This is a genomic window from Actinoplanes sp. NPDC004185 (assembly GCF_053603475.1).
In genome coordinates this window covers 17,366-43,915 of record NZ_JBSGFR010000041.1, presented here as the reverse complement: position 1 = coordinate 43,915, position 26,550 = coordinate 17,366, and the positions used below count along the sequence as shown (strand labels likewise).

Annotated in this window: 28 protein-coding genes and 1 pseudogene; 17 read left to right on the top strand and 12 right to left on the bottom strand. The window is 72.4% G+C overall.

Annotated elements, in window-relative coordinates; all coding sequences use genetic code 11:
* Nucleotides 1-48: 48 nt before the first annotated feature.
* Nucleotides 49-1,095 (top strand): annotated as a pseudogene (locus tag ACWEOZ_RS33310) (APC family permease); the annotation flags it as partial.
* Between the two features lie 160 nt (nt 1,096-1,255).
* On the opposite strand, the gene ACWEOZ_RS33305 reads toward ACWEOZ_RS33310, so the two are convergent.
* A complete protein-coding gene (locus tag ACWEOZ_RS33305; protein ID WP_451914646.1) occupies nt 1,256-2,098 on the bottom strand; it encodes an alpha/beta hydrolase family protein in 843 nt (280 codons plus the stop codon).
* Nucleotides 2,099-2,172: 74 nt separating this feature from the next.
* Here ACWEOZ_RS33305 and ACWEOZ_RS33300 point away from each other — a divergent pair, with 74 nt between their 5' ends.
* Nucleotides 2,173-3,120: an LLM class F420-dependent oxidoreductase gene (locus ACWEOZ_RS33300; RefSeq protein WP_451914645.1), complete on the top strand. Its 948-nt coding sequence runs from the start codon at nt 2,173-2,175 to the stop codon at nt 3,118-3,120.
* A 24-nt stretch (nt 3,121-3,144) separates the two neighbouring features.
* Here the strand turns inward: ACWEOZ_RS33300 and ACWEOZ_RS33295 are convergent, their stop codons facing one another.
* Entirely contained in the window at nt 3,145-3,702 is a 558-nt protein-coding gene (locus ACWEOZ_RS33295) for a hypothetical protein (protein ID WP_451914644.1), read from the bottom strand.
* A 9-nt stretch (nt 3,703-3,711) separates the two neighbouring features.
* Nucleotides 3,712-3,921: a hypothetical protein gene (locus tag ACWEOZ_RS33290; RefSeq protein WP_451914643.1), complete on the bottom strand. Its 210-nt coding sequence runs from the start codon at nt 3,919-3,921 to the stop codon at nt 3,712-3,714.
* A gap of 185 nt (nt 3,922-4,106) precedes the next feature.
* Between ACWEOZ_RS33290 and ACWEOZ_RS33285 the strand changes: the two genes are divergently transcribed.
* Entirely contained in the window at nt 4,107-4,502 is a 396-nt protein-coding gene (locus tag ACWEOZ_RS33285) for a (R)-mandelonitrile lyase (RefSeq protein ID WP_451914642.1), read from the top strand.
* A 100-nt stretch (nt 4,503-4,602) separates the two neighbouring features.
* Here the strand turns inward: ACWEOZ_RS33285 and ACWEOZ_RS33280 are convergent, their stop codons facing one another.
* A complete protein-coding gene (locus tag ACWEOZ_RS33280) occupies nt 4,603-5,244 on the bottom strand; it encodes a hypothetical protein (protein ID WP_451914641.1) in 642 nt (213 codons plus the stop codon).
* Between the two features lie 177 nt (nt 5,245-5,421).
* On the opposite strand from ACWEOZ_RS33280, the gene ACWEOZ_RS33275 reads away from it, so the two are divergent.
* The 3 genes from ACWEOZ_RS33275 (at nt 5,422) to ACWEOZ_RS33265 (ending at nt 8,698) form a co-directional block, all read left to right on the top strand.
* Complete coding sequence (locus ACWEOZ_RS33275; protein WP_451914640.1) at nt 5,422-7,503, top strand: sensor histidine kinase; 2,082 nt, start codon at nt 5,422-5,424, stop codon at nt 7,501-7,503.
* Nucleotides 7,500-8,150: a response regulator gene (locus tag ACWEOZ_RS33270; protein ID WP_451914639.1), complete on the top strand. Its 651-nt coding sequence runs from the start codon at nt 7,500-7,502 to the stop codon at nt 8,148-8,150. Before ACWEOZ_RS33275 ends, ACWEOZ_RS33270 begins: the two co-directional genes overlap by 4 nt.
* A gap of 119 nt (nt 8,151-8,269) precedes the next feature.
* Complete coding sequence (locus ACWEOZ_RS33265) at nt 8,270-8,698, top strand: hypothetical protein (protein WP_451914638.1); 429 nt, start codon at nt 8,270-8,272, stop codon at nt 8,696-8,698.
* Nucleotides 8,699-8,853: 155 nt separating this feature from the next.
* On the opposite strand, the gene ACWEOZ_RS33260 is transcribed toward ACWEOZ_RS33265, so the two are convergent.
* Nucleotides 8,854-9,564 carry a DUF5317 family protein gene (locus tag ACWEOZ_RS33260; protein WP_451914637.1) on the bottom strand — a complete coding sequence of 237 codons (711 nt, stop codon included), beginning with the start codon at nt 9,562-9,564 and terminating at the stop codon, nt 8,854-8,856.
* Between the two features lie 150 nt (nt 9,565-9,714).
* On the opposite strand from ACWEOZ_RS33260, the gene ACWEOZ_RS33255 reads away from it, so the two are divergent.
* From ACWEOZ_RS33255 to ACWEOZ_RS33235, 5 genes are all read left to right on the top strand, one after another.
* On the top strand, nt 9,715-11,769 hold the full coding sequence (locus tag ACWEOZ_RS33255; RefSeq protein WP_451914636.1) for a prolyl oligopeptidase family serine peptidase: 2,055 nt from the start codon (nt 9,715-9,717) through the stop codon (nt 11,767-11,769).
* A 136-nt stretch (nt 11,770-11,905) separates the two neighbouring features.
* Nucleotides 11,906-12,370, top strand: a complete 465-nt coding sequence (locus ACWEOZ_RS33250) for a hypothetical protein (RefSeq protein WP_451914635.1) — start codon at nt 11,906-11,908, stop codon at nt 12,368-12,370.
* A 199-nt stretch (nt 12,371-12,569) separates the two neighbouring features.
* The gene (locus ACWEOZ_RS33245) at nt 12,570-14,129 is read left to right on the top strand and encodes a pectate lyase family protein (protein ID WP_451914634.1); all 1,560 of its coding nucleotides are present in this window, start codon (nt 12,570-12,572) and stop codon (nt 14,127-14,129) included.
* A gap of 86 nt (nt 14,130-14,215) precedes the next feature.
* Entirely contained in the window at nt 14,216-14,803 is a 588-nt protein-coding gene (locus ACWEOZ_RS33240; RefSeq protein ID WP_451914633.1) for a hypothetical protein, read from the top strand.
* 24 nt (nt 14,804-14,827) lie between these two features.
* Nucleotides 14,828-15,613, top strand: a complete 786-nt coding sequence (locus ACWEOZ_RS33235; RefSeq protein WP_451914632.1) for a hypothetical protein — start codon at nt 14,828-14,830, stop codon at nt 15,611-15,613.
* A 12-nt stretch (nt 15,614-15,625) separates the two neighbouring features.
* On the opposite strand, the gene ACWEOZ_RS33230 is transcribed toward ACWEOZ_RS33235, so the two are convergent.
* A complete protein-coding gene (locus ACWEOZ_RS33230) occupies nt 15,626-15,754 on the bottom strand; it encodes a hypothetical protein (protein WP_451914631.1) in 129 nt (42 codons plus the stop codon).
* An 88-nt stretch (nt 15,755-15,842) separates the two neighbouring features.
* Nucleotides 15,843-16,313: a DUF4262 domain-containing protein gene (locus ACWEOZ_RS33225; RefSeq protein WP_451914630.1), complete on the bottom strand. Its 471-nt coding sequence runs from the start codon at nt 16,311-16,313 to the stop codon at nt 15,843-15,845.
* 168 nt (nt 16,314-16,481) lie between these two features.
* On the opposite strand from ACWEOZ_RS33225, the gene ACWEOZ_RS33220 reads away from it, so the two are divergent.
* Nucleotides 16,482-17,009: a YsnF/AvaK domain-containing protein gene (locus ACWEOZ_RS33220; RefSeq protein WP_451914629.1), complete on the top strand. Its 528-nt coding sequence runs from the start codon at nt 16,482-16,484 to the stop codon at nt 17,007-17,009.
* Here ACWEOZ_RS33220 and ACWEOZ_RS33215 read toward each other — a convergent pair.
* Nucleotides 16,985-18,082 (bottom strand): PQQ-dependent sugar dehydrogenase, encoded by a 1,098-nt coding sequence (locus ACWEOZ_RS33215; RefSeq protein WP_451914628.1) that lies wholly within the window; start codon nt 18,080-18,082, stop codon nt 16,985-16,987. The genes ACWEOZ_RS33220 and ACWEOZ_RS33215 overlap by 25 nt on opposite strands.
* Before the next feature lie 59 nt (nt 18,083-18,141).
* On the bottom strand, nt 18,142-18,930 hold the full coding sequence (locus ACWEOZ_RS33210) for a DeoR/GlpR family DNA-binding transcription regulator (protein ID WP_451914627.1): 789 nt from the start codon (nt 18,928-18,930) through the stop codon (nt 18,142-18,144).
* Between the two features lie 109 nt (nt 18,931-19,039).
* On the opposite strand from ACWEOZ_RS33210, the gene melA reads away from it, so the two are divergent.
* The 5 genes from melA (at nt 19,040) to ACWEOZ_RS33185 (ending at nt 24,422) form a co-directional block, all read left to right on the top strand.
* A complete protein-coding gene (gene melA / locus ACWEOZ_RS33205) occupies nt 19,040-20,332 on the top strand; it encodes an alpha-galactosidase (RefSeq protein WP_451914626.1) in 1,293 nt (430 codons plus the stop codon).
* A gap of 82 nt (nt 20,333-20,414) precedes the next feature.
* The gene (locus ACWEOZ_RS33200) at nt 20,415-21,302 is read left to right on the top strand and encodes an SIS domain-containing protein (protein ID WP_451914625.1); all 888 of its coding nucleotides are present in this window, start codon (nt 20,415-20,417) and stop codon (nt 21,300-21,302) included.
* A gap of 17 nt (nt 21,303-21,319) precedes the next feature.
* Nucleotides 21,320-22,636, top strand: a complete 1,317-nt coding sequence (locus tag ACWEOZ_RS33195; RefSeq protein ID WP_451914624.1) for an ABC transporter substrate-binding protein — start codon at nt 21,320-21,322, stop codon at nt 22,634-22,636.
* Nucleotides 22,636-23,580 carry a carbohydrate ABC transporter permease gene (locus tag ACWEOZ_RS33190; protein WP_451914623.1) on the top strand — a complete coding sequence of 315 codons (945 nt, stop codon included), beginning with the start codon at nt 22,636-22,638 and terminating at the stop codon, nt 23,578-23,580. Before ACWEOZ_RS33195 ends, ACWEOZ_RS33190 begins: the two co-directional genes overlap by 1 nt.
* Nucleotides 23,580-24,422 carry a carbohydrate ABC transporter permease gene (locus ACWEOZ_RS33185; RefSeq protein ID WP_451914622.1) on the top strand — a complete coding sequence of 281 codons (843 nt, stop codon included), beginning with the start codon at nt 23,580-23,582 and terminating at the stop codon, nt 24,420-24,422. Before ACWEOZ_RS33190 ends, ACWEOZ_RS33185 begins: the two co-directional genes overlap by 1 nt.
* Here ACWEOZ_RS33185 and ACWEOZ_RS33180 read toward each other — a convergent pair.
* From ACWEOZ_RS33180 to ACWEOZ_RS33170, 3 genes are read right to left on the bottom strand one after another with little or no spacing between them, the layout of a single operon-like run.
* The gene (locus ACWEOZ_RS33180; protein ID WP_451914621.1) at nt 24,403-24,879 is read right to left on the bottom strand and encodes a DUF3291 domain-containing protein; all 477 of its coding nucleotides are present in this window, start codon (nt 24,877-24,879) and stop codon (nt 24,403-24,405) included. The two genes, ACWEOZ_RS33185 and ACWEOZ_RS33180, sit on opposite strands and share 20 nt — an antisense overlap.
* Nucleotides 24,880-24,911: 32 nt before the next feature.
* Entirely contained in the window at nt 24,912-25,571 is a 660-nt protein-coding gene (locus ACWEOZ_RS33175; protein ID WP_451914620.1) for a helix-turn-helix transcriptional regulator, read from the bottom strand.
* 37 nt (nt 25,572-25,608) lie between these two features.
* Entirely contained in the window at nt 25,609-26,508 is a 900-nt protein-coding gene (locus ACWEOZ_RS33170; protein WP_451914619.1) for a carbohydrate kinase family protein, read from the bottom strand.
* Nucleotides 26,509-26,550: the final 42 nt, after the last annotated feature.

Genomic DNA, 26,550 nt, shown 5'->3' with positions numbered 1-26,550 from the left:
CGGCATCTTTGCCATCGCGTGCGGTCCGGTACGGAACAAAATTGCGGCATGAAGCTCAGCGTCACCCGGGGCGTGGCCCTCTACGTCGGTGCCCTGCTCGGCCCCGGTCTGCTCGTCCTGCCCGGACTGGCGGCGGGGGCGGCCGGCCCGGCCTCGATCCTCGCGTGGATCGGTCTGCTGGTCCTGTCCGGCCTGCTCGCCGTGGTCTTCGCCGCCCTGGGCGTGGCCCGGCCCTCGGACGGCGGGGCCGCCACGTACGTGCGGGCCGGGCTCGGGATGCGGGCCGGCCGCGCCGCCTCCTGGTGCTTCCTCGCCGGCATCGTCACCGGAGCACCCGTCGTGTGCCACATGGGCGCCGGCTACCTCGCCGCCCTGCTCGGCGCCGGGCGGGAGGCCACCGCGCTGGCCGGCGCGGCCCTGCTCCTGGTCGTGCTGGCCGTGACCATGTGCGGAGTGCGGGCCTCGACGACGGTGCAGCTCGCGCTGATCGGTGTGCTCGTCGTCGTGGTCCTCGTGGCCGTCGCCGGCGCGGTGCCGAGCTCGGCCGCCCGCAACTGGCAGCCGTTCGCGCCGCACGGCTGGCTGGCCGTCGGGTCGGCGGCCGCCCTGCTGATGCTGTCCTTCGTCGGCTGGGAGGCCATCGCCCCGCTCACGGCCCGGTTCACCGATCCACGCCGGCAGCTGCCCAAGGTCATCGGTATCGCGTTCGCGGTGACGACCGTCGTCTACCTGTCGCTGGCGGCCGTCACCGTCGCCGCGCTCGGTCCGCGCGCCGGTACGGAGGTGCCGCTGGCCGCCCTGCTGTCGCTGTCCTTCGGCTCCGCGGGCTCAGCCGTGGCGGCGGGTGCCGCGATCGCCCTGACCGTCGGCACGACGAACGCGTACTTCACCGGCGGCGCCACGCTGGCCCGGACCCTCACCGCCCGCGGCCACCGGCGCCGGGCCGATCGCCTGGTCATCCCGCCGTGGCTGCTGACCGTCATGCTGGCCGCCGAGCTCGTCGCGACCTGGCTGCTCGGCACCGGCACGGTTCCGGTGTCGGCCATGGTCACCGTGCCGAGCGCCTTCTTCCTCGCCGTCTACCTCGGCTGCACCGTCTCCGGCTGGCGCACCCTCACCGGAACCCCGCGCACGGTCGCCGCCGTCGCCACGGTGGCCGTCGCCGCCGTCCTGCTCCTCACCGGATACGCCCTGATCCCGGCCCTGATCGTGACGGCTGTGACAACGATGTGGCCGGCCGGCGGAACGGGTGCGGTCACGCCCCGGCCCGCAGCTGCCGGTCGAGGAAGTCGACGACAGTGCGAGCCAGCGCGGTCCGATGATCGGACAGCGCGTGATCGGTATCGAAGAGCCGGTGTTCCAGCCGGTCGATCGGAAACTCCCGGTACTGCCGTACCAGCGGATGGTGATGCGTGTCGGCGGGCGTGACGGGATCGCGGCCCGTGCCGACGAGCAGCACCGGCCGGTCGGCCAGCCGCGGCGCGAGGCCGCCTAGGCGCCACGCCGGGCCGGCGGCCTCCATCTCCCGCACGAGCGCCTCGCCGCTGGTGTCCGTCAACGGCAGCAGATCGTCGTCGAAAGCTTCGACGTAGCCGGCCCGGACCGCCGGGTCCTGGCCGGCCGCCGCGGCGGCGCCGAGGTCGAACCCGGCGATCGAGGCCACCGCGCCGACTCGCGGGTCCGCGGCGGCGGTCATCAGCGCGGCGAACCCGCCGAGGCTGTGACCGGCCACGGCGACCCGGGAAGGGTCCAGCCGGTGGGCCCCGGCCATGGCGTCCCCGCGTACGGCGTCCACGACGGCGGCCGCGTCCTCGAGCACGTGGTGCCAGGACCAGGAACCGCCCGCGCCCCAGGAGCCGCGGTAGTGGAACACGAGGGCCGCGTAGCCCGCCCGCCGCAAGGCCTGGGCCAGGTCGAAGTTGCGCTCGTTGCCCGGGAACCCGTGCAGGAGCACGACCACCGGGTGGGGGCCGGGCCCCGCCGGCAGATGCAGCACGCCCGGCAGCGTGTGGCCGCCACTGGCGAACCGCACCGCGGGCGTGGTGGCCGCCGGCTTGAGGGACGACGGAAAGTCCGCCTCGGAAGAAGGGGCTGTCATGGCGATTCCTTTCCGGTGCGCGCTCGGTCGGTACTACGCAACCACCGGCATCCGAGCGGAAGGACCGTCGTACCGTGGCCCTGACTTTCAGTATCTTTCTTCCCACCGGTTTCGGGCAGGAGTTCGCCCGCTTCACCGACCCGGTCCAGGCCTACGCGACGCTGACCCGGATCGCCCGCACGGCGGACGAGCTCGGCTACGGGACGCTGTGGGCACCCGACCACCTCACCACGATCCCGCCGTCGGCGGAAATGCTCTTCGAGTCCTGGTCCGTGCTGACCGGCCTGGCCCGCGACACCACCCGGATCCGGGTCGGGCAGCTGGTCACCGGCAACAGCTACCGCAACCCCGCCCTGCAGGCCAAGATGGCGTCCACCGTGGACGTGCTCTCCGGCGGCCGGCTCACGCTGGGGATCGGCGCGGGCTGGTACGAGCCCGACTACATCGGGTACGGCTACGAGTTCGGCACCGCGGGCGACCGGCTCCGGCGGCTCGGTGAGGCAGCGCAGATCATCCTCTCGCTGTGGACCGAGAAGGAGACGACCTTCCAGGGCAGGTACTACCAGCTGCGCGGAGCGGTCAACGAGCCCAAGGGTGTCCAGTCGCCGCACATCCCGCTGATGATCGCCGGCGGCGGCGAGAAGGTCACCCTGCGGCTGGTGGCGAAGTACGCCGACGCCTGCAACGTGATGGACTCGCCCGCGGTCCTGGCGCACAAGTACGCCGTGCTGCGCGCGCACTGCGACGAGGTCGGGCGTGACTACGACAGCATCCTGCGTACGGCGACGACCGTGTGCATCATCCGGGACACCGACGCGGAGGCCCGGGCGGCGGTGCCGCCCGGCATCGATTTCGCCTACCCGGGCGACCTGGGCGGATACGGGCTCGTCGGCACGGTGGACACGATCCGTGAGCGGATCGCCGCCTACGAGGCCGCCGGCGTCCAGGAGCTCATCGTCGGCTTCGACGATCCGACCGACGTGGCGCAGGTCCACCGCTTCGCGGAGGAATTCCTCAGCTGACACAGGCGGGGATGCCGGGCGTGATCAGGCCGCCGACCGCAGCCACGCCTCGAACTCCCGCGGCGTGGCCACGCCGTGCTCCAGCACGGCGGTGTAGATCTCGAAACCGCTCACCTCGTCCGGATACTCCGGACGCCGGTGCCAGACGTCCTTGATGCGCAGGATGGCCAGCCGCTGGGCGGCGGTGAGGGAGGCGGCCAGGTCCCGGTGATACGCCGTCACGTTCGCGTGGTCGTCGTACAGCCAGACGGACAGGTCGACCCGCCACTCGCCGACGCGCAGCGGCACATGGAAACGCTCGTCGCGCTGCTCGCCGGTGGGTGAGCGTTCCCCGCGCTCGTCGGCGCAGGCGAAGCTGGTGAGGCCGGGCAGCTCGACCGCGTGCCCGAGCAGTTGCAGCACGTCGTGCGGTCCGAACGACGGCCCGCCCAGCAGCATCACGTCGAGGTCGCGCCACACCATCAGGCCGGATACGAAGCTGCCGGTCGGCGCGAGCGGTCCCAGGCGGTCGAGCCGAGCCAGCAGCTCGGCTCCCTCGGCCTGCAGGGCGGCCTGCCGCTCGAGCAGTTCCGGGTCACTCACGGTGTCGCCCTACACCTGGGGGCAGTCCCAGGCCGCCGGGGCGCTGTGCCGGTTCGGCTGCGGGGCCGCCCACGTCGCCGGGACGTCGTCCGGCTCGGTCACGATCACCAGTGACTGCGCGGCCTCGGGCTGCTCCGCCGGGCCGGGGCCGGCGACGACCATGGTGAGCACGGCGGCGAGGGAAACGAGTGCGGCACTGACGGCGGTTCTCATCCGCATGGCACAGCTCCTGACGTCTTCGGGCGAGGCGCGGTGGGCGTCAACCGTGCGTTCAAGGTTAGGCGGACCGCACGAGCGGCTGGGAGGACCTGATGGCAGAGGTACTGACAGACCCTCCCAGGCCGGCCGGCCGCGGCATAGCGTCGATCCCGGGACGACGAAGCGCACCGATCCAGGGGGAGACCGTGGAGATCCTGAGCAAGCAGCCGACCACCAAGGGCCCGGCGCAGATGTTCACCGGCGACGTCTGGTTCGACGTCGTCGCCAAGGGCGAGCCGCCGTCCCGGCTGCGGGTCAACACGGTGCGGTTCTCGCCCGGTGCGCGCACCGCCTGGCACTCGCACGCGGTCGGCCAGACGCTGTACGTCACCGAGGGCCGCGGCCTGGTCCAGGCCCGCGGCGGCAAGATCATCGAGATCTCCCCGGGCGAGTCGATCTGGACGCCGCCGGGGGAATGGCACTGGCACGGCGCGGCTCCCGGTCACTTCATGACGCACCTGGCGATGTGGGAGGGGCCCGGCCAGGGTCCGGAGTCCGAGTGGGGCGACCTGGTCACCGACGAGGAATACCTCGCCCACTGAGGACGGCGACGAGGAGGACGACCACGGCCGGCCGGTCCCGCGCAGCTGAACGCCCCGGGCGCCCGCGGTGGCGGGGGACCGGGGCGGGCCGGATCGGGGATCAGTCGCGGGCGCCGGTCAGGTGCGGGCGCAGCGCCAGGATCAGGCCGAGGCAGCCGTAGCCGAGCGCGGCGTGGGTGGCGCCGATGTACTGGCCCACCCCCATGCCGAGGATGGCGAAGGACGGCACGGTCACCACGGCCCAGCTCTCGGCGACCAGCGGCCACACCCGGGCCGGGCCCCGCCAGCGGCCGGCCACCGCGATCTTCACGCCGATCACGAACATGCCGACCATGGACAGCGGCCAGAACGCGTCCAGCACCGACAGCCACAGGTCGTCGCGGAAGGCGGGCACGGCCCCGTGCAGGATCGTCCAGAGTGTGGCCAGGGCGAGCAGCACGTACTCGACGCGCAGCATGCCCCGGGCGACCCGGGTGATCCCGGTGGCGCCGGTCCGCAGCTGAGCGGTGACCAGCGCGAACAGGCTGAACTGGAAGGGCAGCGAGCCGAGGTCGATGAGGGTGATGCCGCTCGGGTCGGTGGTCTGCGGGTTGACCGCGTACATGGTGGCGGCCCAGATCGCACCGCCGGCGGCGACGAACCAGCCGGTGCGGCGCACGCTCGCCGCGGAGGCGGCGGGCCGGTCCGGGCCGGCGGCGGAGACATCGGTACGGGCCGGCACGGCGCTGGTGCTGATCGACATGGTGAGTCCTCTCGGTGAGCGGCGGTGCGGTGTGCGCCGCGACGAGGAGAACTCTGTCCGGGACGCGTCCCGGGCCGGCAGGGCCGCGCGCCCCCGACCCGGTCCCGTCGGTTGTCCCGGGTCGCCCGGGACACCGGTCTCGGGACCGCGGGACGCCCGGCCTGCGACGATGAGCCCGTGGAAGAGCACGGACGCGCGCGTCCCGCGCACACCGCGGTCGGCGTGTCGGCCGTCCTGCTGTCGATCGCCGCCACCGTCATCGCAGCGGTGCTGGACCTCGCCGTGCCGGCCGCGCACCGGACTGTCACGGTGCTCGAGCCCGGCTCGATCTCCGGCATCCCCGGTCTGGCCCTGGCCGTGCCGGGCGCCCTGCTGCTGCGCCGCCGGCCCCGGCACCCGCTCGCCTGGGTGCTGCTCGTGACCGGGGTGCACTGGAGCCTCGACGGGCTCGCCTCGTCCTGGCTGGCCTACGCCACGCTCACCGATCCGGCCCGGCCCGGCGCCGCCCTCGCCTTCTGGGTCTACCAGCGGCTGGGTGCCGCGCTGCTGCTGTCGCTGCCGGTGGTGCTGCTGCTCTACCCGTACGGGCGGCTGCCGCGCGGCCGGTGGCGGATCGCCTCGCTGATCGGGCTGGCCAGCACCGCACTGCTGCCGGTGGTGCTGCTGCTGGTGCCGTCCGGCCTGGCCCAGGCCGACGCGGGCGGCCCGATCCCGCCGCCGTTCGCCGGGCTCGACCTCGACCTGACCACGGTGTGGCTGCCCGACGGCGTCTGGACCGCGCTGCTCGCCGTGGCCGGTGCGCTGGTGCCGGTCAGCCTGATCGTGCCGGTCGCGGTGGTGGTGGGCCGGTACCGCCGCTCGGCCGGCGACCCGCAGCGCCGGGCCCGGATGCGCTGGCTGCTGTGGGCCGCCGTGGTGGCCGCCCTGGTGATGCTGTCCACCCGGGTGCTGCCGGCGGCGTGGACGTCGATCGGGTTGACCACCTCGGTCGCGCTGACCGGGATCGCCCTGGTGATCGGCATCGTGCGCCCGCAGCTCGTCGACATCGACCGGCTGCTCGGCGCGACCGTGCTCTACGGCGCCCTGGCGGTCAGCGTGCTCGCCGTCGACGCCTGCGTCCTGGGCCTGACCAGTGCCGTGCTGGGTGAACGGCTCGCCGAACGGGACGCGGCGGTGCTGGCCCTGCTCGTGGTGGCCGCCGGGTACGGGCCACTGCGGCACCGGCTGTGGCTGCTCGTACGGAGGGTCGTGCTGGGCCGGCGCGACGACCCGTACGGTGTGGTCGCCGGGCTGGCCGAGCAGCTGGAACGCTCCGACAGCCCGGAGGACCAGCTGCTCGCCGTCGCCCGCAGCGTGGCCGAGGCGTTCCGGTCGCCGTACGTGTCGGTCGAGGTCGACCGGGCCGGCGGGGACCGGATCGTCGCCGCCCACGGGGAGCCGCCCGCGCAGACGCAGGTGCTGCCGATCACCTACCGGGGTGAGGCCGTCGGCCGGCTGGTGCTGCCCCGCGGTGGTGCCCGGGCCGTGCTGTCCGCGCGCGACGAGCGGCTGCTCGGTGACGTGGTGCGCCAGGCCGCTTTCGCCGCCCGCACCGCCCACCTGGCCCGTGAGCTGCAGCGCAGCCGGGAGCAGATCGTCTCCGCCCGGGAGGAGGAGCGCCGCCGGTTGCGCCGCGACCTGCACGACGGGCTGGGCCCGGCGCTGGGCGGGGTGGCACTGCGCATCGACGCGGCCCGCAACCTGGCGGCCCGTGACCCGCAGCAGGCCGACGGGCTGCTGCGGCAGGCCCGCGACGACGTCACGGCGGCCCTGGCCGACGTCCGGCGGCTGGTGCACGACCTGCGCCCGCCGGCCCTGGACGACGTGGGACTGCTCGGCGCGGTCCGGCAGCAGGCTGCCCGGCTGCGCGCGCCGGGACTCAGCGTCACTGTCGACGGCGGCGACGGGCTCGACACGCTGCCGGCGGCGGTCGAGGTGGCCGCGTACCGGATCGCCTCCGAGGCCCTGACCAACGTGGCCCGGCACGCGGGCGCGCGCACCTGCCGGGTCCGCCTGGAGGTCGCCGGCGGCGACCTCGTCGTCGAGGTGGCCGACGACGGTGCCGGCATCCCGGCCGGCACCCCCTCCGGGGTGGGACTCGTGTCGCTGCGCGAACGCGCTGCCGAGCTGGGCGGCGACTGCCGGATAGAGTGCCCCGACGAACAAGGCACGGTGGTACGCGCGCGGCTGCCACTCGCGGTCGCGGAGGTGGGGGCATGACCGAGGAACCGGTACGGGTGCTGGTCGCCGACGACCATCCGATCTTCCGGGACGGCCTGGCCATGCTGCTCACCTCGGTGGGCGGTGTCGAGGTGGTCGGCACCGCGGCCAACGGCGCCGAGGCGGTCGCGCAGGCGGTCCGGCTGCTGCCCGACGTGGTCGTGATGGACGTGCAGATGCCCGAGCTCAACGGGGTGGAGGCGACCCGGCGGCTGGCGCTGGAGGCCCCCTCGGTGGGCGTGGTCGTGCTCACCATGTCGGAGGACGACGGCACGGTGTTCGCCGCGGTCCGCGCCGGCGCGCGCGGCTACCTGGTGAAGGGCGCCGAGCAGGAGGAGATCGTCCGGGCCATCACCACGGTGGCCGCCGGCGGCGTGGTCTTCGGGGCCAGCCTCGCGGTGCGCATCGCCGAGTTCTTCGCCGCCGGCCCGCCCGCCCCCACGGCGGCGTTCCCGCAGCTCACCGCCCGCGAACGGGAGATCCTCGAGCTGCTCGCGGCGGGCCGGTCGAACGGCCAGATCGCCGCGGCGCTGTACCTGTCACCGAAGACGGTCCGCAACAACGTCTCCAACGTGTTCGCCAAGCTGCAGGTGGCCGACCGGGCCGAGGCGATCGTCCGGGCCCGCGAGGCCGGTCTCGGCCACTGACCCGGCACGCGGAACGTTCGACGTCCGTCGAACGGCTGGCGTCCCGTACGGCACCGCGGCGAGGCTGGACCGGCACTGTCCACCGAGGTGATTTCCATGGGGGAATGACGATGCGTTTCATGCGTAAGCGGATCCTGGCCGCCGCCGCTCTGCTCGGGATCCTGGGGTCGCTGGTCGCCGCCGGGCCGGCCCAGGCGGCGCCCAGCGTGCTCGACCTGAGCCAGGTCAACGAGACCACGAACCGGACGACGCCGGTGGGGCCGTACACCACGAAGTTCGGCGTCACCATCGAGCTGCGTGCCGGCTGGTACCAGGGCTACCAGTACGGCTGGGCCCGGGTCAGCGCGAGCAGCCGGTGGCGGGAGAACGACGTGATCTGGCTGCGGATCCTCAGTAACGGCAGCCGGGAGTTCGTGCACGGCACCCGTAACGACGGCAGCCAGACCTCCACCCACACCTTCGGGCAGATCACGCTGGCCGATCCCAACTACCGGTTCTCGGCCTGCCTGCAGCGCGGCAACGACTACGACTGCACCGCCGAGTGGTGACGCCGCCTGAGCGGGGAGCCGGCCCGGCCCGGGCCGGCTCCCCGTGGCCGGTCAGCCGCCGTGCTCGTGCGGTGCGCCGATGGTGAAGAGCAGCAGTGCCACGGCGGCCAGCGTGCAGCAGACGATGACGATCTCCCGCCACCGAACGGTCCGAATCATGGGTGTCCTCCGCTCGTCAGCTTCCTTCGGTCATCGGTGCGCCGATCGTGGTGAGCAGCGTCGCCAGGGCCGCCACCGTGAGGATCGCCAGGGCGATGCGCTGCCAGTTCCAGGTGTGGATCATCATTCACCTCCTCCGCGTCGCCGGGCCGGGGTACGGGACCGCCGCGCCGCTGCCGGTGCATCGCGAGCGCGATCAGCGCACAGGCTCCGACGCCGATCAGGATGTCGCCGGGGCTGATGACCGCGTGCAGCGGCGGGACGGGGATGGTGTCGCCGAGCGGGGCCAGCCGGGTGTGCTGGTGCGCCGGCTCGTTCTTGGCCGTGACGACACCGGCCGTGAGCCCGGCGGCCCGGGCGGCTGCCGGCTCGTAGGGCATCCGGCCGTTGCCGGCGATGGCCAGCCCGTTGAGCGCGGCGCCGATCAGGATCACGGCCCCGGCGGCCCGCAGCGGCCGCGGCCAGCCGGCGATGCCCGCGGCCAGCCAGGCCAGCACGGCGAGGAAGACCACCGCGAGCAACGGCACGCCGAGCAGCTCCTCGGTGACGGTGTACTGCATCACCTGCACGGCCGCCGCGATCCACACCAGCCACAGGGCCTTCGTCGCCAGAACGCGCAGACCGCTGAGGCGACCGCCGAGCAGATGGCCGAGGGCGACGCCGGCGGCGGGCGGGGCGGTCGTCAGCAGCAGCATCCGCATCGACATGATCGGGCCTCCTGGATCGCCGCGGGTGCCGTCGATCCTCGGCCCGCGTGGGCCCGGCGACCAGGCAGGCACCCGGCAGCCGACCGGCAATCCGCGCGGCGGCCGGCTGCGCCGGGCTGACGGCTCGTGCTCCAGCGGGGAGACTGGGGCATGACTTCTTCGTTCCCCGCGCTGGTCGCCCGCACCCAGGGATTCACGCTCGGCCGCCCGCGCCGGTTCGCGGTGGCCCCCGACGGCTCCCGGGTGCTGTTCCTGCGCTCGCGCGGCGCGACCGACCCCGTGGGCGATCTCTGGTCGTACGAGGTCGCGACCGGGACGGAACGGCGGCTGGTGGATGCGACGGCGCTGGGAGCGGCCGACGGTGGGCCGCTGTCCGAGCGCGAGCGCGCCCGGCGGGAACGGGCCCGGGACCGCTCTGCGGGCATCGGCTCCTACGCCACCGACGCCGCCGTCCGCACAGCGGTGTTCACCGTGGCCGGCCGGCTGTACGCGGTCGACGTGGCCTCCGCCGAGGTCACCGAGCTGGGCGCGCAGGAACCGGCTGCCGAGGCCCGGATCGACCCGACCGGCCGCACGGTCGCGTACGTGTGCGAGGCCGAGCTGCGGGTGGTCGGCCGCGACGGCAAGGACGACCGGCCGCTGGCCGAACCCGACGGCCCCGAGGTGTCGTGGGGTCTGCCCGAGCACGAGGCGTCCGAGTCGATGGACCGGTTCGAGGGCTACTGGTGGGCGCCGGACGGCCGCAGCCTGGTCGCCGCCCGGGTGGACGACACCCCGGTCCAGATCTGGTACGTCGCCGACCCGGGCCGCCCCGGGCAGCCACCGACCGCCCTGCGCTACCCGTCCGCGGGAACGCCGAACGCCGACGTCAGCCTGCACGTGCTCGGCCTGGACGGCAGCCGTACGCCGGTGGCCTGGGACCGGGCCGCGTTCGAGTACGTGACCCGGGTGGTGTGGGACGCGACCGGGCTGCTGGTGGTCGTGCAGAACAGGCGCCAGACGGTGATGCGCGTGCTGGCCGCCGATCCCGCGACCGGCGCCACTACGGTGCGGCAGGAGAACACCGACCCGGAGTGGACGACGATCGTCACGGGCATCCCCGCGCACACCGCGTCGGGGTCCCTGCTGTGGAGCGTGGACGACCGCGACACCCGGCGGCTCACCGCCGACGGCGTACCGGTCACGCCGCCCGGCCTGCAGCTGGACGAAGTGCTCTCGGTCGACGGCGACACCGTGCTGTTCGCGGCCAGACAGGATCCGGCCGAACGGCACCTGTGGACCTGGTCGGCGGCGACCGGCCCGGCCCGGATCACCACGGTCCCCGGACTGTACGGCGGGTGCCGCGCCGGCGGCGTGACCGTCGTGGACGCGCAGACCCTCGACGGCGAGACGGTCACGGTCGACGGCCGCGAGGTGCGCAGTCTCGTGGCTGAGCCGCCGGTGCGCCCGGCGCCGCAGCTCCTGACCCTGGGGGAGCGGGACCTGCGGACGGCGGTCCTGTTCCCCGCCGGTCACGAGCCGGGCGCGGCCCGGCTGCCGGTGCTGATGGACCCGTACGGTGGCTCGGCCGCGCAGCGGGCCGTCGCCGCCCGCTCCCGCTACTGGGCCGCCCAGTGGTTCGCCGACCAGGGCTTCGCGGTGATCGTCGCGGACGGCCGGGGCACGCCCGGGCGCGGACCTCAGTGGGAACGCGCCCGCGCCGGTGATCACGCCGGTCCCCGCCTGCAGGACCAGGTGGACGCGCTGCACGCCGCCGCCGGGCGGTTCCCCGACCTGGACCTGGACCGGGTGGGCATCCGCGGCTGGTCGGCCGGCGGCTACCTCGCGGCGCTGGCGGTGCTGCGCCGTCCCGACGTGTTCCACGCCGCGGTGGCCGGCGCCCCGGTGACCGACCAGCTGCTCTACAGCTCCCACTGGCAGGAGCGCACGCTGGGCCTGCCGGCCGAGAACCCCGACGGGTACGCGCACGGCTCGCTGATCGCCGATGCTCCGCGGTTGCGGCGGCCGTTGCTGCTGGTGCACGGCATGATCGACGACAACGTGCTGCCGGTGCACACGATGAAACTGTCGGCGGCGCTGGTGGCGGCGGGCCGCCCGCACACCGTGCTGCCCCTGCCGGGGGTCACCCACATGGGCGTGTCGGTGCCGGGCCTCTGGGAGTACGAGCTGGCCTTCCTCCGGCAGTCCCTCGGCATCGCTCCCTGACCGCCGGGAGCCGCCCCGGCGGACTCCTGCCCAGGGTGTGCCGGTGGCCTGACCAGGGGGTGTCACCGGCTCGGTGGATCTTCGGAACGGGCAGGCTGGTCCGGGTCAGCAGACAACCCGTTCCGAGGAGCACGTCATGGCCACGATCCACCTCAAGCAGACCACCACGGCGACACCGGAGCAGGTCGTCGCCGCGCTCACAGATTTCGGGCCGGGGCGTTCGGAGCTGTTCGGGAACAGCTCCGACGATTTTCTCAAGGTGCACGACCGGGGCGCCGACTGGGCCGATGTCACGGAGGGATCGGGCGGCATCTGGGAACGCCTGCGGTACGACTGGTCCGATCCGCGCCGCGTTGTCATGACGACTACCGATTCCAACATCTGGGGCGGTGCCTCGGGTCACACGTACACCCTGACCGGGCAGCCCGGCGGCGGGACCGACCTGGACGTCGTGGTGGTGCGCGAGGGCCGCAACCTCAAGGGGCGGGTGGTGGGGGCGCTGCTCGGCACCGTGGGCAAGGGCTTCCTCGCGAAGACCCTCGGCAACACCGTCAAGGCGATCGAGGCCCGCGCCGGCGCTCCGGGCGGTGGCCGCGGCTGACCCGGTGGCAATACCGCGGAAACATCACGGCCGTATGCCCGTAATCCGGACAGGACCTTGCCCTATCGATGAACGTCTCTCTATCCTCGCTCCAGGTAAGCGCTTTCCTGGCCCGAGCCGGCCGGCATCCTCGTCGGTGCCGTGGGGCGCTGCACCCTTCCCGGACCCACGGCACATGCGAGGAAAAGGTGAGACGAGAATGAGACGACCAGTTGCCATGCGACTCCTGGCCGCACTGGGCACGGCGGCCGTCGGTGGCGCCGTCGCGGTGGCCCTGCCGATGTCCCAGGCGTCGGCCGCGACCGGCGGCGTCACCGGCTACGCGACCCAGAACGGCGGCACCACCGGCGGCGCGGGCGGGCAGACGGTGCGGGCCACCACGGGCACCGCGATCCATGCGGCCCTGTGCGGCCGGGCCAGCAGCAGCACCCCGATCATCATCGAGGTGCAGGGCACCATCAACCACGGCAACACCACCAAGGTGTCCGGCGCCAGCTGCAACACCGCCGCCGACAAGATCGAGCTCAAGGGGATCAGCAACGTCACGATCATCGGGGTCGGCGGGGGCGCGGTCTTCGACCAGCTGGGCATCCACATCCGGGACTCCAGCAACATCATCATCCAGAACGTGACCGTCCGGAACGTCAAGAAGTCGGGCTCGCCCACCTCCAACGGCGGCGACGCCATCGGCATGGAGAGCACCGTCCGCAACGTCTGGGTCGATCACGCCACCCTGGAGGCGTCGGGCGGGGAGTCGGAGGGCTTCGACGGCCTGTTCGACATGAAGGACAACACCCAGTACGTGACGTTGTCCTACAGCATCCTGCGCAACTCCGGCCGCGGCGGGCTGATCGGCTCCAGCGAGAGCGACCGGTCCAACAGCTTCATCACGTTCCACCACAACTCGTACGAGAACATCGACTCGCGCACGCCCCTGCTGCGGGGCGGCATCGCGCACATCTACAACAACTCGTACGTGAGCCTGAACGAGTCCGGCATCAACTCCCGGGCCGGCGCCCGCGCCAAGGTGGAGAACAACTATTTCAAGAACTCCAAGGACGTCCTCGGCACCTTCTACACCTCCGAGGCCGGCTTCTGGCAGGTCAGCGGCAACATCTTCGACAACGTGACGTGGTCGGCCCCGGGCAGCGAGACCAACCCCGCCGGCCCGAACCCGCAGAGCAACACCAGCGTCAGCATCCCGTACGCGTACACCCTCGACGGCGCCTCCTGCGTGCCGGCGATCGTCAGCCAGACGGCCGGCGCCAACAAGGGTCTGCAGGTCTCGAACGGCAACTGCTCGCCGCAGCAGCCGACCCCGACCACGCCGGGCCCGACCGGCCCCACGCCGACCACCCCGGCCCCGACCACCCCGGCGCCGACCCAGCCCAGCGGCACGAACCTGAGCATCGGCGCCGGCTCGGACGGCTCCAGCAAGGCCGGCGGTACGGGCTACGGCAACGTCCGCGACGGCGACCTGAGCACCTTCTGGTCCCCGGCCGGCGCCACCGGCTCCATCTCGATCAAGTGGGGCTCCGCGACCACGGTGTCCCGGATCAACATCCGCGAGGCGTCGGGCTCGGCCGGCAGCATCGGCTCCTGGCAGGTCCTCAACCACAGCACCGGAGCCGTCCTGGCCTCGGGCAGCGGGGCCGGTGTCATCAGCTTCGCCCCGGTGGCACTGACCAAGATCACCTTCAACATCACCGGCTCGACGGGTACGCCCAAGGTCGCCGAGTTCGAGACGTACGCCGGCTGACGGCCGGCAGTCCATCGCCCGGGAACGGGGCCACCAGCATCGGTGGCCCCGTTCCTCGTACCCGCGGACATAGATGATGTGCGATGATGGGAGCGCTCCCACGGCTCTCCCGGGAGGTCTTCTTGACCGCCGTCAGTTCTGCTCCGCGCCACTTGCGGCAGCGTCGCCGCGTACCGTCCTATGTCGTTGCCTCGGCCCTCGCGGCCGGATGGGCCGCGATGCTGCTCGCCGCGCCGCACATGCCGGCCGCGACGGGCATCCGGCCGTTCGCGCTCTTCGTGCACCTGGCCGCGCTCGTGCTGGGCATGGGCGCGGTGCTGAGCCTGGACTGGTTCGGTCTGATGTGGCTGATCGGGCGTCAGGACCTGCTCTCTCTGGTGCGGGCCGCCCAGGTCGCACACACCCCGATCTGGCTGGGCCTGGCCGGCCTGAGCCTGAGCGGGGTGTTCCTGGCCCCGGACACCTCCGCGCCGCTCACCCTGGTCAAGCTGGTCGCCGTGCTGGTCGTGGCGCTCAACGGGCTGAGTGCCGCGACGGTCCAGCGCCGGCTGCTCGCGCTCAACGGCACGACCCCGCCGCGCCGGCTGCTGGCCCGCGCCGTCCTGGTGGCGACCATCTCCCAGGCCGGCTGGTGGACCGCCACCCTCGTGGGCTTTCTCAACGCCCAGCCCTGACTGTCCCGACCCCAGGAGGAACCATTGAAGTCCATCCGTCTGCTCACCGCCGTCTCCGCGCTGACGGTGTGCCTGCTCGCCGGCAGCGGTGCCGCCGGCGCGGCGGGTGCGTCCAGCGCCCGTGACTGTACGAGGCCAGGTGTGCTGTTCTGCGAGAACTTCGACCGGCTGCCGGTCGGCGGGGCCAGCAGCCTCGACTGGGGGATCGACACCCGCAACGGCACCCTGACCGTGGAACGCCGGGCAGCCGGCCGGCACGCCGGCAAGGTGCTGCACGTCCGCACGGTCGACAACGGGCGCGCCTTCCTGCGGGTCGACGATCTAGCCGTACCCGCGGGCGGTTTCTACGGCCGGATGCGGCTGCGCGTCGACGCGTTCCCCACCGCACCCGACTGGGCGCACTTCACCCTGGTCGAGGCGACCGGATCGGGCAGCGCCGAGGTGGTGCGCCCGCTCGGCGGGCAGTACGTGCCCACGGTGGACCGTTCCCTGTGGGGCATCGGCGCGGACGGCGGACCCACCGGCGACTGGACCGCCTGGACCGAATCGGCCCCCACCGCCGCGGACACCTGGCAGTGCGTCGAATGGCGCCTCGACGCGGCGACGAACACGGTGACCACCTGGATCGGCGACGACGTGACCCTGACCGCCGGCGAAGGAGCCCACGGCGGCAACCAGGTCCCGTTCGTGCTGCCGGCGGTCGACACGGTCAAGATCGGCTGGCAGCTGTACCAGGGCGGCACGACGCCGGCCGGCTTCGACCTCTGGATCGACGACATCGCGCTCTCCTCGCGGCGCCTGGGCTGCTGATCCGCCGGCGGCTCAGCGACGGGCATTCGACCGGATGACGGCCCGGTGCGCGGCCACGGTCCCGGGATGCTCCGGACCGAGGACGCGCACCAGCGCCGTGTACGCGGCGGCGGCGCCGGCCGGGTTCCCGGCATGCCTCATCGCCCTCCGACGTCGCGGCGAGCGACCGGATGCTGCTGTTCGCCAACCGCCCGTGTGCTGGACTGCACCCGCGCCCGGGGCGGGCAGGTCACCGGCCGGTGACCCCGGCGTGCTCGCCCAGCACCGGCATGTCGTGCACCCGTGTGCCCGGCTCCCACGGCCACCGGTGATACCTGTCCGGCCACACGATCTGCAGGGCCCGTAACGGCCTGCCGGTGCCGGCGTAGAACTGCGCGGCGACGGGCAGGTGGCGCTCCGGCTCGGTCACTGTCACGAAGGTGACCGGGTGTCCCTCGAGCACGTCGTCGGCGGTGCCGCCAGCGGTGACCTCCCGGCGCCCGGCGATGAGCCCCGCGGCCAGGGCGCGCAGGGCGGGGCGGGTGATGTCCGGCGGGAGCCCGAACAGGATCAGCTCCGGTTGGCCGTGGCCGGTCAGGCCGACCGTGTACCAGCAGGTCTCCAGGGCCGTCGGCTGCGGCTCGAACTGCAGGCACACCCCGGCTTGCTCGATGGTCGCGGCGATCGCGCTGAGCGCGGCGTCGTGGTTCCCGGCCGTCATCGGATCCGCCCTCCCGTGTGCTCCACCTGCCGCATACCCGGACGCCGACGAGATTACCGACCCGATCGGGTGGGGAAGCGCACAGCGCGTTTACGACGTAAACCTGCGGGCAGTTCTGCGGACCCCCGGTGCCGCAGGTCGCGGGCCGACGACGCTCATGGAGGAAGTGTGGACACCCACTTGGACGCGATGAGCGACGACCAGCTCCGGGAGCGGGTCCACGAGGCCGGCGTGCTCGGCGCCGCGGAGCTGTCCCGCGAGGAGCTGATCGCCACTCTGCGCGACGGTGCGATGACCCGGTCGGAGGAGCGGCTGGTCGTCGGGGCCGACGTGGTGGAGATCGGCCGGGCCCGGCTGCGCAAGCACGTGGTCACCGAGGACGTGCAGATCACCGTCACGATCCGCCGCGAGGAGCTGCGGCTGGAACGCGAACCGATCCCGTCCCACGCGCAGTCGCTGGTCACGGACCCGGATGTGTTCGGCACCGACGAGGACTTCCTGACGCCCGACGGCGGCACCATCTTCGAGGTCACCCTGCACGAGGAGCGCCCGGTCGTCAGCACCGAGATCGTGCCGGTCGAGCGGGTCCGCCTGCGCAAGGTGGTCCACACCGACCAGCAGACCGTCTCGGGCGAAGTGCGCAAGGAACGGATCGAGGTCCAGGTGCCGGGTCAGCCGCCGGCGACCGTGGACTGAGCCGGGAAGCGGATGACCCGGTCGTCGGCCGCCGCCGGAGTGCCTCGGCCGTCCCGGTTGCTCGTGGTGATCCAGAGCGAGCCGTCCGGCGCCCGTTCAGCGGTGCGCAGGCGGCCGTACCGGCCCTGCAGCAGCGCGGCCGGCGTACCGGCGCCGCCGTTGCCGTCCAGCGGGACCGACCAGAGCCGCTGGCCGCGCAGCGCGGCGACGTAGAGAGTGCTGCCGTCGATCGTGGCGCCGCTGGGCGAGGCCTCGGCGGTGCTCCACACGACGATCGGGTCACGGAAGCGCGAGTCGGTGCTGCGGCCCTCGACCGTCGGCCAGCCGTAGTTGCCGCCGGGCACGATCTGGTTGACCTCGTCCCAGGTGTTCTGGCCGAACTCGGCGGCGTACAGCCGGCCCTGCGCATCCCAGGCCAGGCCCTGGACGTTGCGGTGGCCCAGGCTGTAGACCAGCGAGCCGGGGAACGGGTTGCCCTCGGCGGGGACACCGCCGTCCGGCCGCATCCGCAGGATCTTGCCGTTGCGGCTCTGCTGGTTCTGCGCGTTCGCGGTCGTGCCGGCGTCGCCGACGCCCGCGTAGAGCATGCCGTCCGGTCCGAAGGCGATCCGGCCGCCGTCGTGGATGGTGGCCTTGGCCAGCCCGCTGAGGATCACCTGCTGGCCCTGCGGGGCGTCGAGCCGCAGGCGGGCGATGCGGTTGTCCGAGGCCGAGGTGAAGTAGACGTACACGTAGCCGTCCTCGGCGTACGTCGGTGACACGGCCAGACCGAGCAGGCCGGCCTCACCGGCCGGGACGACCCCGTCGACTGTGGCCACGACGGCCGGGGCGCTGCCCGGGCGCAGCTGCAGGATGCGGGCACTGTTGCGTTCGGCGACCAGGGCGCTGCCGTCGGGCAGGAACCCGAGCCCCCACGGAACGGTCAGACCCGTCGCGACAATCTCCGGATCGGCCAGATCGGGTGCGGGCAGCACGGCCGCACGGGTCTCCGAGTAGGCCTCGGTGGCCTGGGCCACGGCGAGGGTGCCGACACCGAGTATCAGCGTGCTGACCAGGGCGAGCTTGCGGCGCATGACTCCAACCTCCCACTGAGTGGAATTGAAGCATGTCAATGTACTCCGCCCGGGCCGATTCAGCTCGCGGCGCTGGCCACGATCACCTCGGTGCCGGCCCGGCGGATGGCCTCGATGCCGGCCGGATCCGCGCTCGTGTCGGTGACCAGCGTCGCCACGTCGGTGATCGCGCAGATGCCGGCCAGGCACACCTTGCCCACCTTCGAGCCGTCCGCCACCACGATGACCCGGTCGGCCCGCCGGATCATCACCGCGTTGGTGTTCGCCTCGATCTCGTCGTGGGTCGTCAGGCCGCCGCGGGCGCTGATGCCGTCCACCCCGACCACCGCCACCGCCATGTTCAGGCCGGCCAGCGCCTGGTCCGCGAGCGGCCCGACGAGCTCGTACGACTGCGTGCGGGACACGCCACCGGTCATGATCAGCTTGAGCCGGGGACGCAGGGCCAGCTCGGCGGCGATGTTCAGCGCGTTCGTCACCACGGTCAGGTCGACGCGCTCCGCCAGCAGCCGGGCCAGCAGGTGGGTGGTCGTGCCGCCGGTCAGGCCCAGGGTCAGCGGGCCCTTGGGCAGCAGCGCCGCCACCTTCTGCGCCACCAGGGCCTTCTCCTCGCGGTGCTGGCCCACCCGGTAGCGCACGGGCAGCTCGTAGGCGACGTCGACCGCCACGGCGCCGCCGTGGGTGCGCGACAGCAACCGCTGGTCCTCCAGGACCTGCAGGTCGCGGCGGATCGTGGCGGGGGAGACGCGGAACTCGTCGGCCAGGTGCCCGGCGTCGACGGAGCCGTGGCTGGCCACCCGCTCGAGGATGGCCGACACCCGGTCGGCGCGGCGCAGCGAACTCTGTGGCATGGGCCCTCATCAGGAAGGAATGATCAAACGCGCAGTCACTGTAGTTCGTTTCCAAGCGATACACCAGATTTCCTTGCGCGCTTGGGGCGTAACCGCCAACAATCCCGCCATGACAGTGATCGCTTTCCTCGGCGCGGGCAGCGTCGTGTTCACCCGTGAGCTGCTCGCCGACATCCTCTCCTTCGACGAGCTGCGCGGGGTCACCCTCGCCCTGCACGACATCGACGCCGAACGCCTGGAGACGGCCGAGGCGATCGCCCGCCGTACGGCCGAGCAGCTCGGCGCCCGGCCCGTCATCACCACGAGCCTGGACCGCCGGGCCGTGCTCGACGGCGCCGACTTCGTCATCAACGCCATCCAGGTCGGCATGCACGCCGCCACCGTGCGCGACTTCGAGATCCCGGCGAAGTACGGGCTGCGCCAGACCATCGGCGACACCCTCGGCGTCGGCGGCATCTTCCGCGCGCTGCGCACCTTCCCCGTGCTCGAGGGCATCGCCCGGGACATGCGCGAGCTGTGCCCGGGCGCGTGGCTGCTCAACTACACCAACCCGATGGCGATGAACGTCGGCTACCTCGCGGCCGTCGCCCCCGAGCTCAAGGCCGTCGGCCTGTGCCACTCGGTCTACTGGACCGTGCGCGACCTGAGCGAGCTGCTCGGCATCCCGTACGAGGAAGTCGACTACACCGGAGCCGGAGTGAACCACCAGGCGTGGCTGCTGCGCTTCGAGCACCGCGGCCAGAGCCTGTATCCACGGCTGGACGAGCTGCTCGCCCGGGATCCCGAGCTGCGCCGCCGCGTGCGGATGGACATGTACTCGCGGCTGGGCTACTTCCCGACCGAGACCAGCGAGCACTCCTCGGAGTACCTGCCCTGGTATCTGCACGACGACGCGGAGATCGAGCGGCTGCGCATCCCGGTCGGCGACTACCTGCGGATCAGCGCGGACAACGTGGCCGAGTACCACGCGGTGCGCAAGTCCGTGCTGGCCGGCGAGCCTCTTGATGTCAGCCGCGACGCCACCGAGTACGCCCCGCAGGTCATCCACAGCATGGTCACCGGGACTCTGCGCCGCATCCACGGCAATGTCGCCAACCACGGGCTGATCAGCAACCTGCCCGAGGACTACGCCGTCGAGGTGCCCTGCGTGGTCGACGCTCTGGGCGTACGCCCGGAACGGGTCGGCGCGCTGCCCCCGCAGTGCGCCGCGCTGAACCGCGGCTTTGTCAACGTGGGTCAGCTGACCGTGCAGGCGGCGATCACCGGCGACAAGCGCATGGTGCGGCAGGCGGCGATGGTCGACCCCAACACCGCGGCCACCCTGCCGGTGGAGCAGATCTGGGCATTGTGTGACGAGCTGACCGCGGCGCACGGCGACCTGATCCCCGAGGCGTTGCGGTGAAGGCTCCAAGACGCGCAGCGTGGAATGCTCGTTTGGACGCAGAACCTTGTGAAGCGAAAACAAACGAGCATAATCCTCGACCATGAACGACACGTCGGAGGAAATCGCCAGCCAGCCCGCCGTCTGGGAACAGGGCCTCGGCCTGACCGCCCAGGCCCGCCGCGAGCTCGCCGTGCCGGGACAGCGGATGCTGATCCTGGGCTGCGGCACCTCGTGGTTCGTCGCCCAGAGCATCGCCGAGCTGCGGGAGAGCGCCGGTCTCGGCGAGACCGACGCGGTGTGCGCCTCCGAGTACGTGCCCCGGCGCCGTTACGACCGTGTCGTGGCGATCACCCGCTCGGGCACCTCGACCGAGGTGCTCGACGCGCTGCGCCAGGTGCCGCGGGGCACCCACCGGGTGGCGGTCACCGCCGTCGCCGGTGAACCGGTCGACACGCTCGCCGAGACCCGGCTGCTGCTCGACTTCGCCGACGAGCGCAGCGTGGTGCAGACCCGCTTCCCGACCACGGTGCTGGCCCTGGCCCGGGCCGCGTTCGGGGCGGACCTGAGTCACCTGGTCGCGGACGGCACCGCCGCCCTCGAGGCGCCGCTGCCGGCCGACCCGGCCGACATCGATCACCTGGTGTTCCTGGGCACCGGCTGGACGGTCGGGCTCGCCCACGAGGCGGCGCTGAAGGTCCGCGAGGCGGCGCAGGCCTACTCGGAGTCGTACCCGGCGATGGACTTCCGGCACGGTCCGGTCGCGGTGGCCGGGTCCCGCAGCCTCGTCTTCTCGTTCGGCGACGTGCCGCTCGCGCTCGACGAGGTCGGCCGTACGGCGGGAGCCACCACCTACCGCGACGACCGCGACCCCCTCGCCCAGCTGGTCCTCGCCCAGCGTTTCGCTCTGGCCCTGGCCGCGCACCGCGGCCTCGACCCCGACCGCCCCCGGCTGCTCACCAGATCCGTCGTCCTCACCGACGCGGTGTGACGAAAGTAGGTACAGGGATGACCTCCACTCGGCGCGGCCGGCGGACCCGGCTGCTGGCGGCCGCGAGCGCGGCACTGCTCCTGAGCGCGGCCTGCACGGGCGGCGAGAGCGACGGCAAGGACGCGGCGGCGGGGTACGACCCCGCGGCGGCGGTGACCCTCACCTGGTGGACCGGGCAGACCTCGGAGGCCGAGAAGGTCGCCGAGGGCCTGGCCGCCGAGTACCACGCCGCCCACCCCAACGTCACGATCAAGACCTCGGCGGGTGCGCCCACCACGGACGACCTGCTCACCAAGCTTTCCGCCGGCTTCGCGGGCGGTAGTTACCCCGACATCTCGTACGCGTTCGGCAACTGGGCCGGCGACCTGGCCGCCAGCGGCAAGACCCAGGACCTGACCGCCTTCGTGGCCGACCCGACCTTCGCCTGGACCGAGATGCCGGCGGCCGCCCGTACGGTGGCCACCTCGGACGGCAAGGTGATCGGTATCCCGGCACTGGTCGACAACCTGGCCCTGATCTACAACAAGAAGATCTTCGACGCCGCCGGCGAGGCCTATCCCACCGACGACTGGTCCTGGGAGCAGTTCCGCGCCGCCGCCAAGAAGCTGACCGACCCGGCGTCGCGCACCTACGGCACCGCCTACTCGGTGTCCGGCAGTGAGGACACCACCTGGCACCTGTGGCCGCTGCTCTGGCAGAACGGCGGCAAGATCCTGGAGGGCACCAAGCCGACCTTCAACTCCGAGGCCGGCGTGAAGGCTCTGGAGACCCTGCGGGCGATGGCCGTCGACGACAAGTCGATGTATCTCGACCAGACCGACGAGAAGTACACCCGGCTGTTCAACAGCGGCCACGTCGCCATGATGCTCTCCGGACCGTGGTCACTGCTGGAGATCAAGGACGCCAAGCTCGACTACGGCGTGGCCGCGTTGCCCGGGGTCAACGGCGACCACCAGACCGTGTCCGGTCCCGACCTCTGGGTGCTCTTCGACCACGAGGACGCCAACCGGGCCGGCGCCTCGCGCGACTTCATCAAATGGCTGACCAGCGCGCAGATCGACGCCAAGTGGAACCTCGCCGTCGGTAATCTGCCGCTGCGGTCGTCCGAGCAGAGCACGCCCGAGTTCGCGGCGTACGTCAAGGAGTACCCGGGTGGGCAGAAGTTCTTCGACAACCTGGCCAATGCGAAGCAGGCCCGGCCGACGGTCGCCGGCTACGAGGTGATGTCGCGCAACGTCGGTGACGGCATCGCCAAGGTGCTGCAGGGCGCCGCCCAGCCGAAGGAGGCCCTCGACGAGGCGGCCCGCAAGTCGGCCGACGCCCTGGAGAACTGATGACACTCACGTTCGCCGCGACGCCGCGTACGCGCAGCCCCGAGGAACCCCGGCCGCGCTCGGCGCGCGGCCGGGCGGCCCGCCGCTCGCTGACCGGGTGGGGGTTCGCCGGGCCGGCGACCCTGCTGGTGGTCGGCCTGTCGATCTTCCCGGCGGTCTGGGCGTTCTTCATCTCGCGGACCAAGTGGAACGGGATCGCGCCGGCCACCGACGTCGGCTGGCGCAACTACCAGCGGATCGCGACCGACCCGGACGCGATCGCGGCGGCCCAGCACACCCTGGTGCTGACGGTGCTGTTCGTGCCGGGCTCGATCCTGCTCGGCATCCTGATCGCGGTGGCCCTGAACCAGAAGATCCGGCTCATCGGCTTCTACCGCACCTGCATCTTCGTGCCGTACGTGGCGTCGGCCGCCGCGACCGGCATCCTGGCCAGTTTCGTGTTCAACCCGCAGTTCGGCGCGGCCAACGAGGCGTTGCGCCGGCTGGGGCTGCCGGCCCAGCAGTTCCTGGAGAGCCCGGGTCAGGCGCTGATCGTCATCTGCCTGATCGCGCTCTGGGGCGAGGTCGGCTTCTGCGCGGTCATCTACCTCGCCGCCCTGCAGGACATCCCCAAGGAACTGGTCGAGGCGGCCACCGTGGACGGTGCCGGCAAGTGGCGCGTCTTCCGGCACATCACGCTGCCGGAGCTGCGCCCGGTGACCGTCTTCACCGCGATCTGGCAGACCATCACGGCGATGCAGTTGTTCGACCTGATCTACACCACGACCCGGGGCGGGCCGCTGAACAGCACCCAGACCGTCGTCTACTACATCTACGAGCTGGCCTTCCAGACCCAGCGGCTGGGGTACGGCGCAGCCGTCGCCTACCTGCTCTTCGCCGTGACGATGGTGCTGACCGTCGGCGTCATCTGGTACAACCGCCGTTCCGGATCGGGGGCCTTCTGATGTCGAGCCCGGTTTCCCTCAGGCAGCGCCGCCTGCCGTTCAGCCCCTGGCACCTGCTGCTCATGCCACTGGCGCTGGTCTTCGTCCTGCCGCTGGTGCAGATGGTGCTGACCTCGTTCATGACCGCTCAGGAGATCAACCAGTTCCCGCCGAGGTTCATCCCCACCAGCCTGCACCTCAGCGGGTACCGCGCGCTGCTGAACGAGTCGCACATCCTGCGATGGTTCGCCAACACCGTGCTGGTGTCGGCGATCGCGGTGGGCTCGCATCTGATCCTGTGCTCGCTGGCCGGCTACGGTTTCGCCCGCCTCAAGTTCGCCGGGCGTGGCCTGGCCTTCCTCGCCGTCGTGGCCACGGTGATGATCCCGATGCAGCTGCTGATGATCCCGACGTACCTGATGTTCGCCCGGGCCGGCATCGTCGACACCCTGGCCGCCGCGTTCGTGCCCTGGCTGGCGTCGGCGTTCGGCATCTTCCTGATGCGGCAGTTCTTCCTGTCGCTGCCGGTCGAGCTGGAGGAGGCGGCCCGCCTCGACGGTTGCAGCACGCTGCGCACCTTCATCAGCGTGGTGCTGCCGCTGGCCCGTCCGGCGCTGGCCACGCTGGCCATCTTCACGCTGCTGTCGAGCTGGAACGACCTGCTCTGGCCGCTGGTGGCGATCAGCGACGACAACCGGTTCACGCTGCAGGTCGGGCTGGCCAGCTTCCAGGGCACCCGGCGTACGGAATGGTCGCAGCTGATGGCCGGCAACGTGATCGCCACGATGCCGCTGATCATCGCGTTCCTGGTGGCCCAGAAGCGGTTCATCGCCACCATGACGTTCAGCGGTCTGAAGGGATAGCGCTCAGCGCCGGAGCGGGGAAGGCCTGCCGGAACGTGAACGCCTCGGGCGACGCTCCGGCGGCCACCAGCTCGAGCCGCTCGCACGCCTCCTCGACGGTCGGGACGTGGCCGGCCGGGATCCACCACAGCACCAGCGAGGCCGGCCGGTCGTGCGGCAGGAACCAGTCGCGGCGGCGGCGCAGGTAGTCCAGGTGGGCGCTCTGGTACGAGAATGCGCGCAGCGACTCGATCGAGTCCCACACCGACAGCGTGACGATGATGTCCGGGTCCAGGGGCCGGACGGCGGTGGCGTCGCCGTCCGGGCCCTCGGCCAGCCGCCACACGAAGCCGGGGGCCGAGTCGGCCAGGGCATTGATCAGTTCCAGCCCGACCACGAAGTCCACGTTGGACGGGTCGGTGAGCGGTGCCCGGAGGCGGGCGACGTTGAACTGGGCCAGCTGAAATGCGCTCGTCATACCAGCAGCACAGCAGACCCGTATCTGTACTGTCAATCAGATTTGTTTTTAGACACGACGACGCAGCAGCGCCCGGGAGCGGCGTCCATCCGGGCCTGCCAGCCGGCGGCCGCGCCGGAACCCTCCAGCAAACCGTTGACCAGGGCCAGGTTCATGCCGCAGATCAGCGGCGGGAACTGCTCGGCGAGCCGGTGGAACGGGCAGTTGGTCAGCTGGATCCCGGCCGGCGTCTCCACCGGCAGATAGCCGTGCGCGGTCAGCAACTCGCGGACATCCGTGCCGGGCGGCGTACGGCGGCCGTGCTCGCGCGCCACGTCGAACAGGGCGGTGTCGGCGCCGCTGCGCTCCACGGACTCGGCCAGCAGCTCGGCGGCCGAGCGGTAGTCACGCGGCGGCACACTCACCGCGTGCTCGGCGGCCGAAGCCCGGTAGAGCTTCGCCGGGCGGCCCGCGCCCGGTCCGGTGCGGCCGGTGCGGCGGGCGTAGGAGACCTCCAGCAGGCCGGCGTCGACCAGCTTGTCCAGGTGGAACGCCGCCAGGGTGCGGCCGACGCCGAGCGCCTCGGCCACCTCGTCGCGGCCGACCGGGGCGGTGCCGGCGGCCAGGACCGCCCGGTAGGCCGCGCGGCGCACTCCGTCGGTCAGCGCGCTCAGCGCCGCCAGGCCGGAATCGAGGTCATCGGGGGCCGTCATCCCGCCATCGTATTGCCAACCAGCGTTGATTTAAGACTCAGCCCAGCTCGTCGCGGGTGGCCTGGGCGGCTGTCCCGCCGGCGGCCCGGGTGCTCAGGGAGCCGGCCGCGGCCGCCCACCCGATCGCCTCGGCCACCGGCAGTCCGGCGAGCCGCCCGGCCAGGAAGCCGGCGTTGAAACTGTCGCCCGCGCCGGTCGTGTCCACCACCTCGACCGCTCGCCCCGGCGCCGTGGCCTCGCCGCCCGGCCACCACGCCCGGGCCCCCGCCGCGCCGTTCTTCATCACCACGGTCGTGCCCGCCGCGACCAGGCCGGCCGCGGCCACCTCGACGTCCTGCTCGCCGGTGACCGCGCGCAGCTCGTTGGCGTTGGGCAGGAACACGTCGGTGTGGGCGAGCACGTCCGCGATCGACTCCCACTTCTCGGCCGGGTCCCAGTTGGTGTCCAGTGACGTGCCGACCCCGCGCGCCCGGGCCCGTTCGAACACGCCGGCCAGCCCGGCTGCCAGTTGTGGCTGCAGGTAGAGCGACGCCACGTGCAGGTGCCGGGTCGCGGCCAGGTGCTCGTCGGTGACGTCCTCCGGCCGCAGTGTGGGGATCGTGCCTGGCAGGGTGAGGATCGCCCGGTCGTCCTCGGGCGGGGTGAGGATCACGCTGAGCCCGGTGGGCAGGCCGGTCGCCGTGCGCGGCTGGATCAGCCGCACGCCGCGCTCGGTGAGGCGCTCGCGGGTGATGTCGCCGAACACGTCGTCGCCGATCGCGGTGAGCAGCGAGGTCGTCAGGCCCAGCCGGGCGCAGCCGGCCGCGGTGATCGCCGCCGATCCGCCGAGGACCAGGTCCGCGCCGGTCAGCAACTGCTCGGCCTGGCCGAAGCGCGGGCGTACGTCGCCGCGCAGCACCAGGTCCGGGTTGGCGTCGCCCACCACGAGCACGTCCATGAAGTCCTCCGCTCCTCGACGACTGTCCAAATGAACAATCTG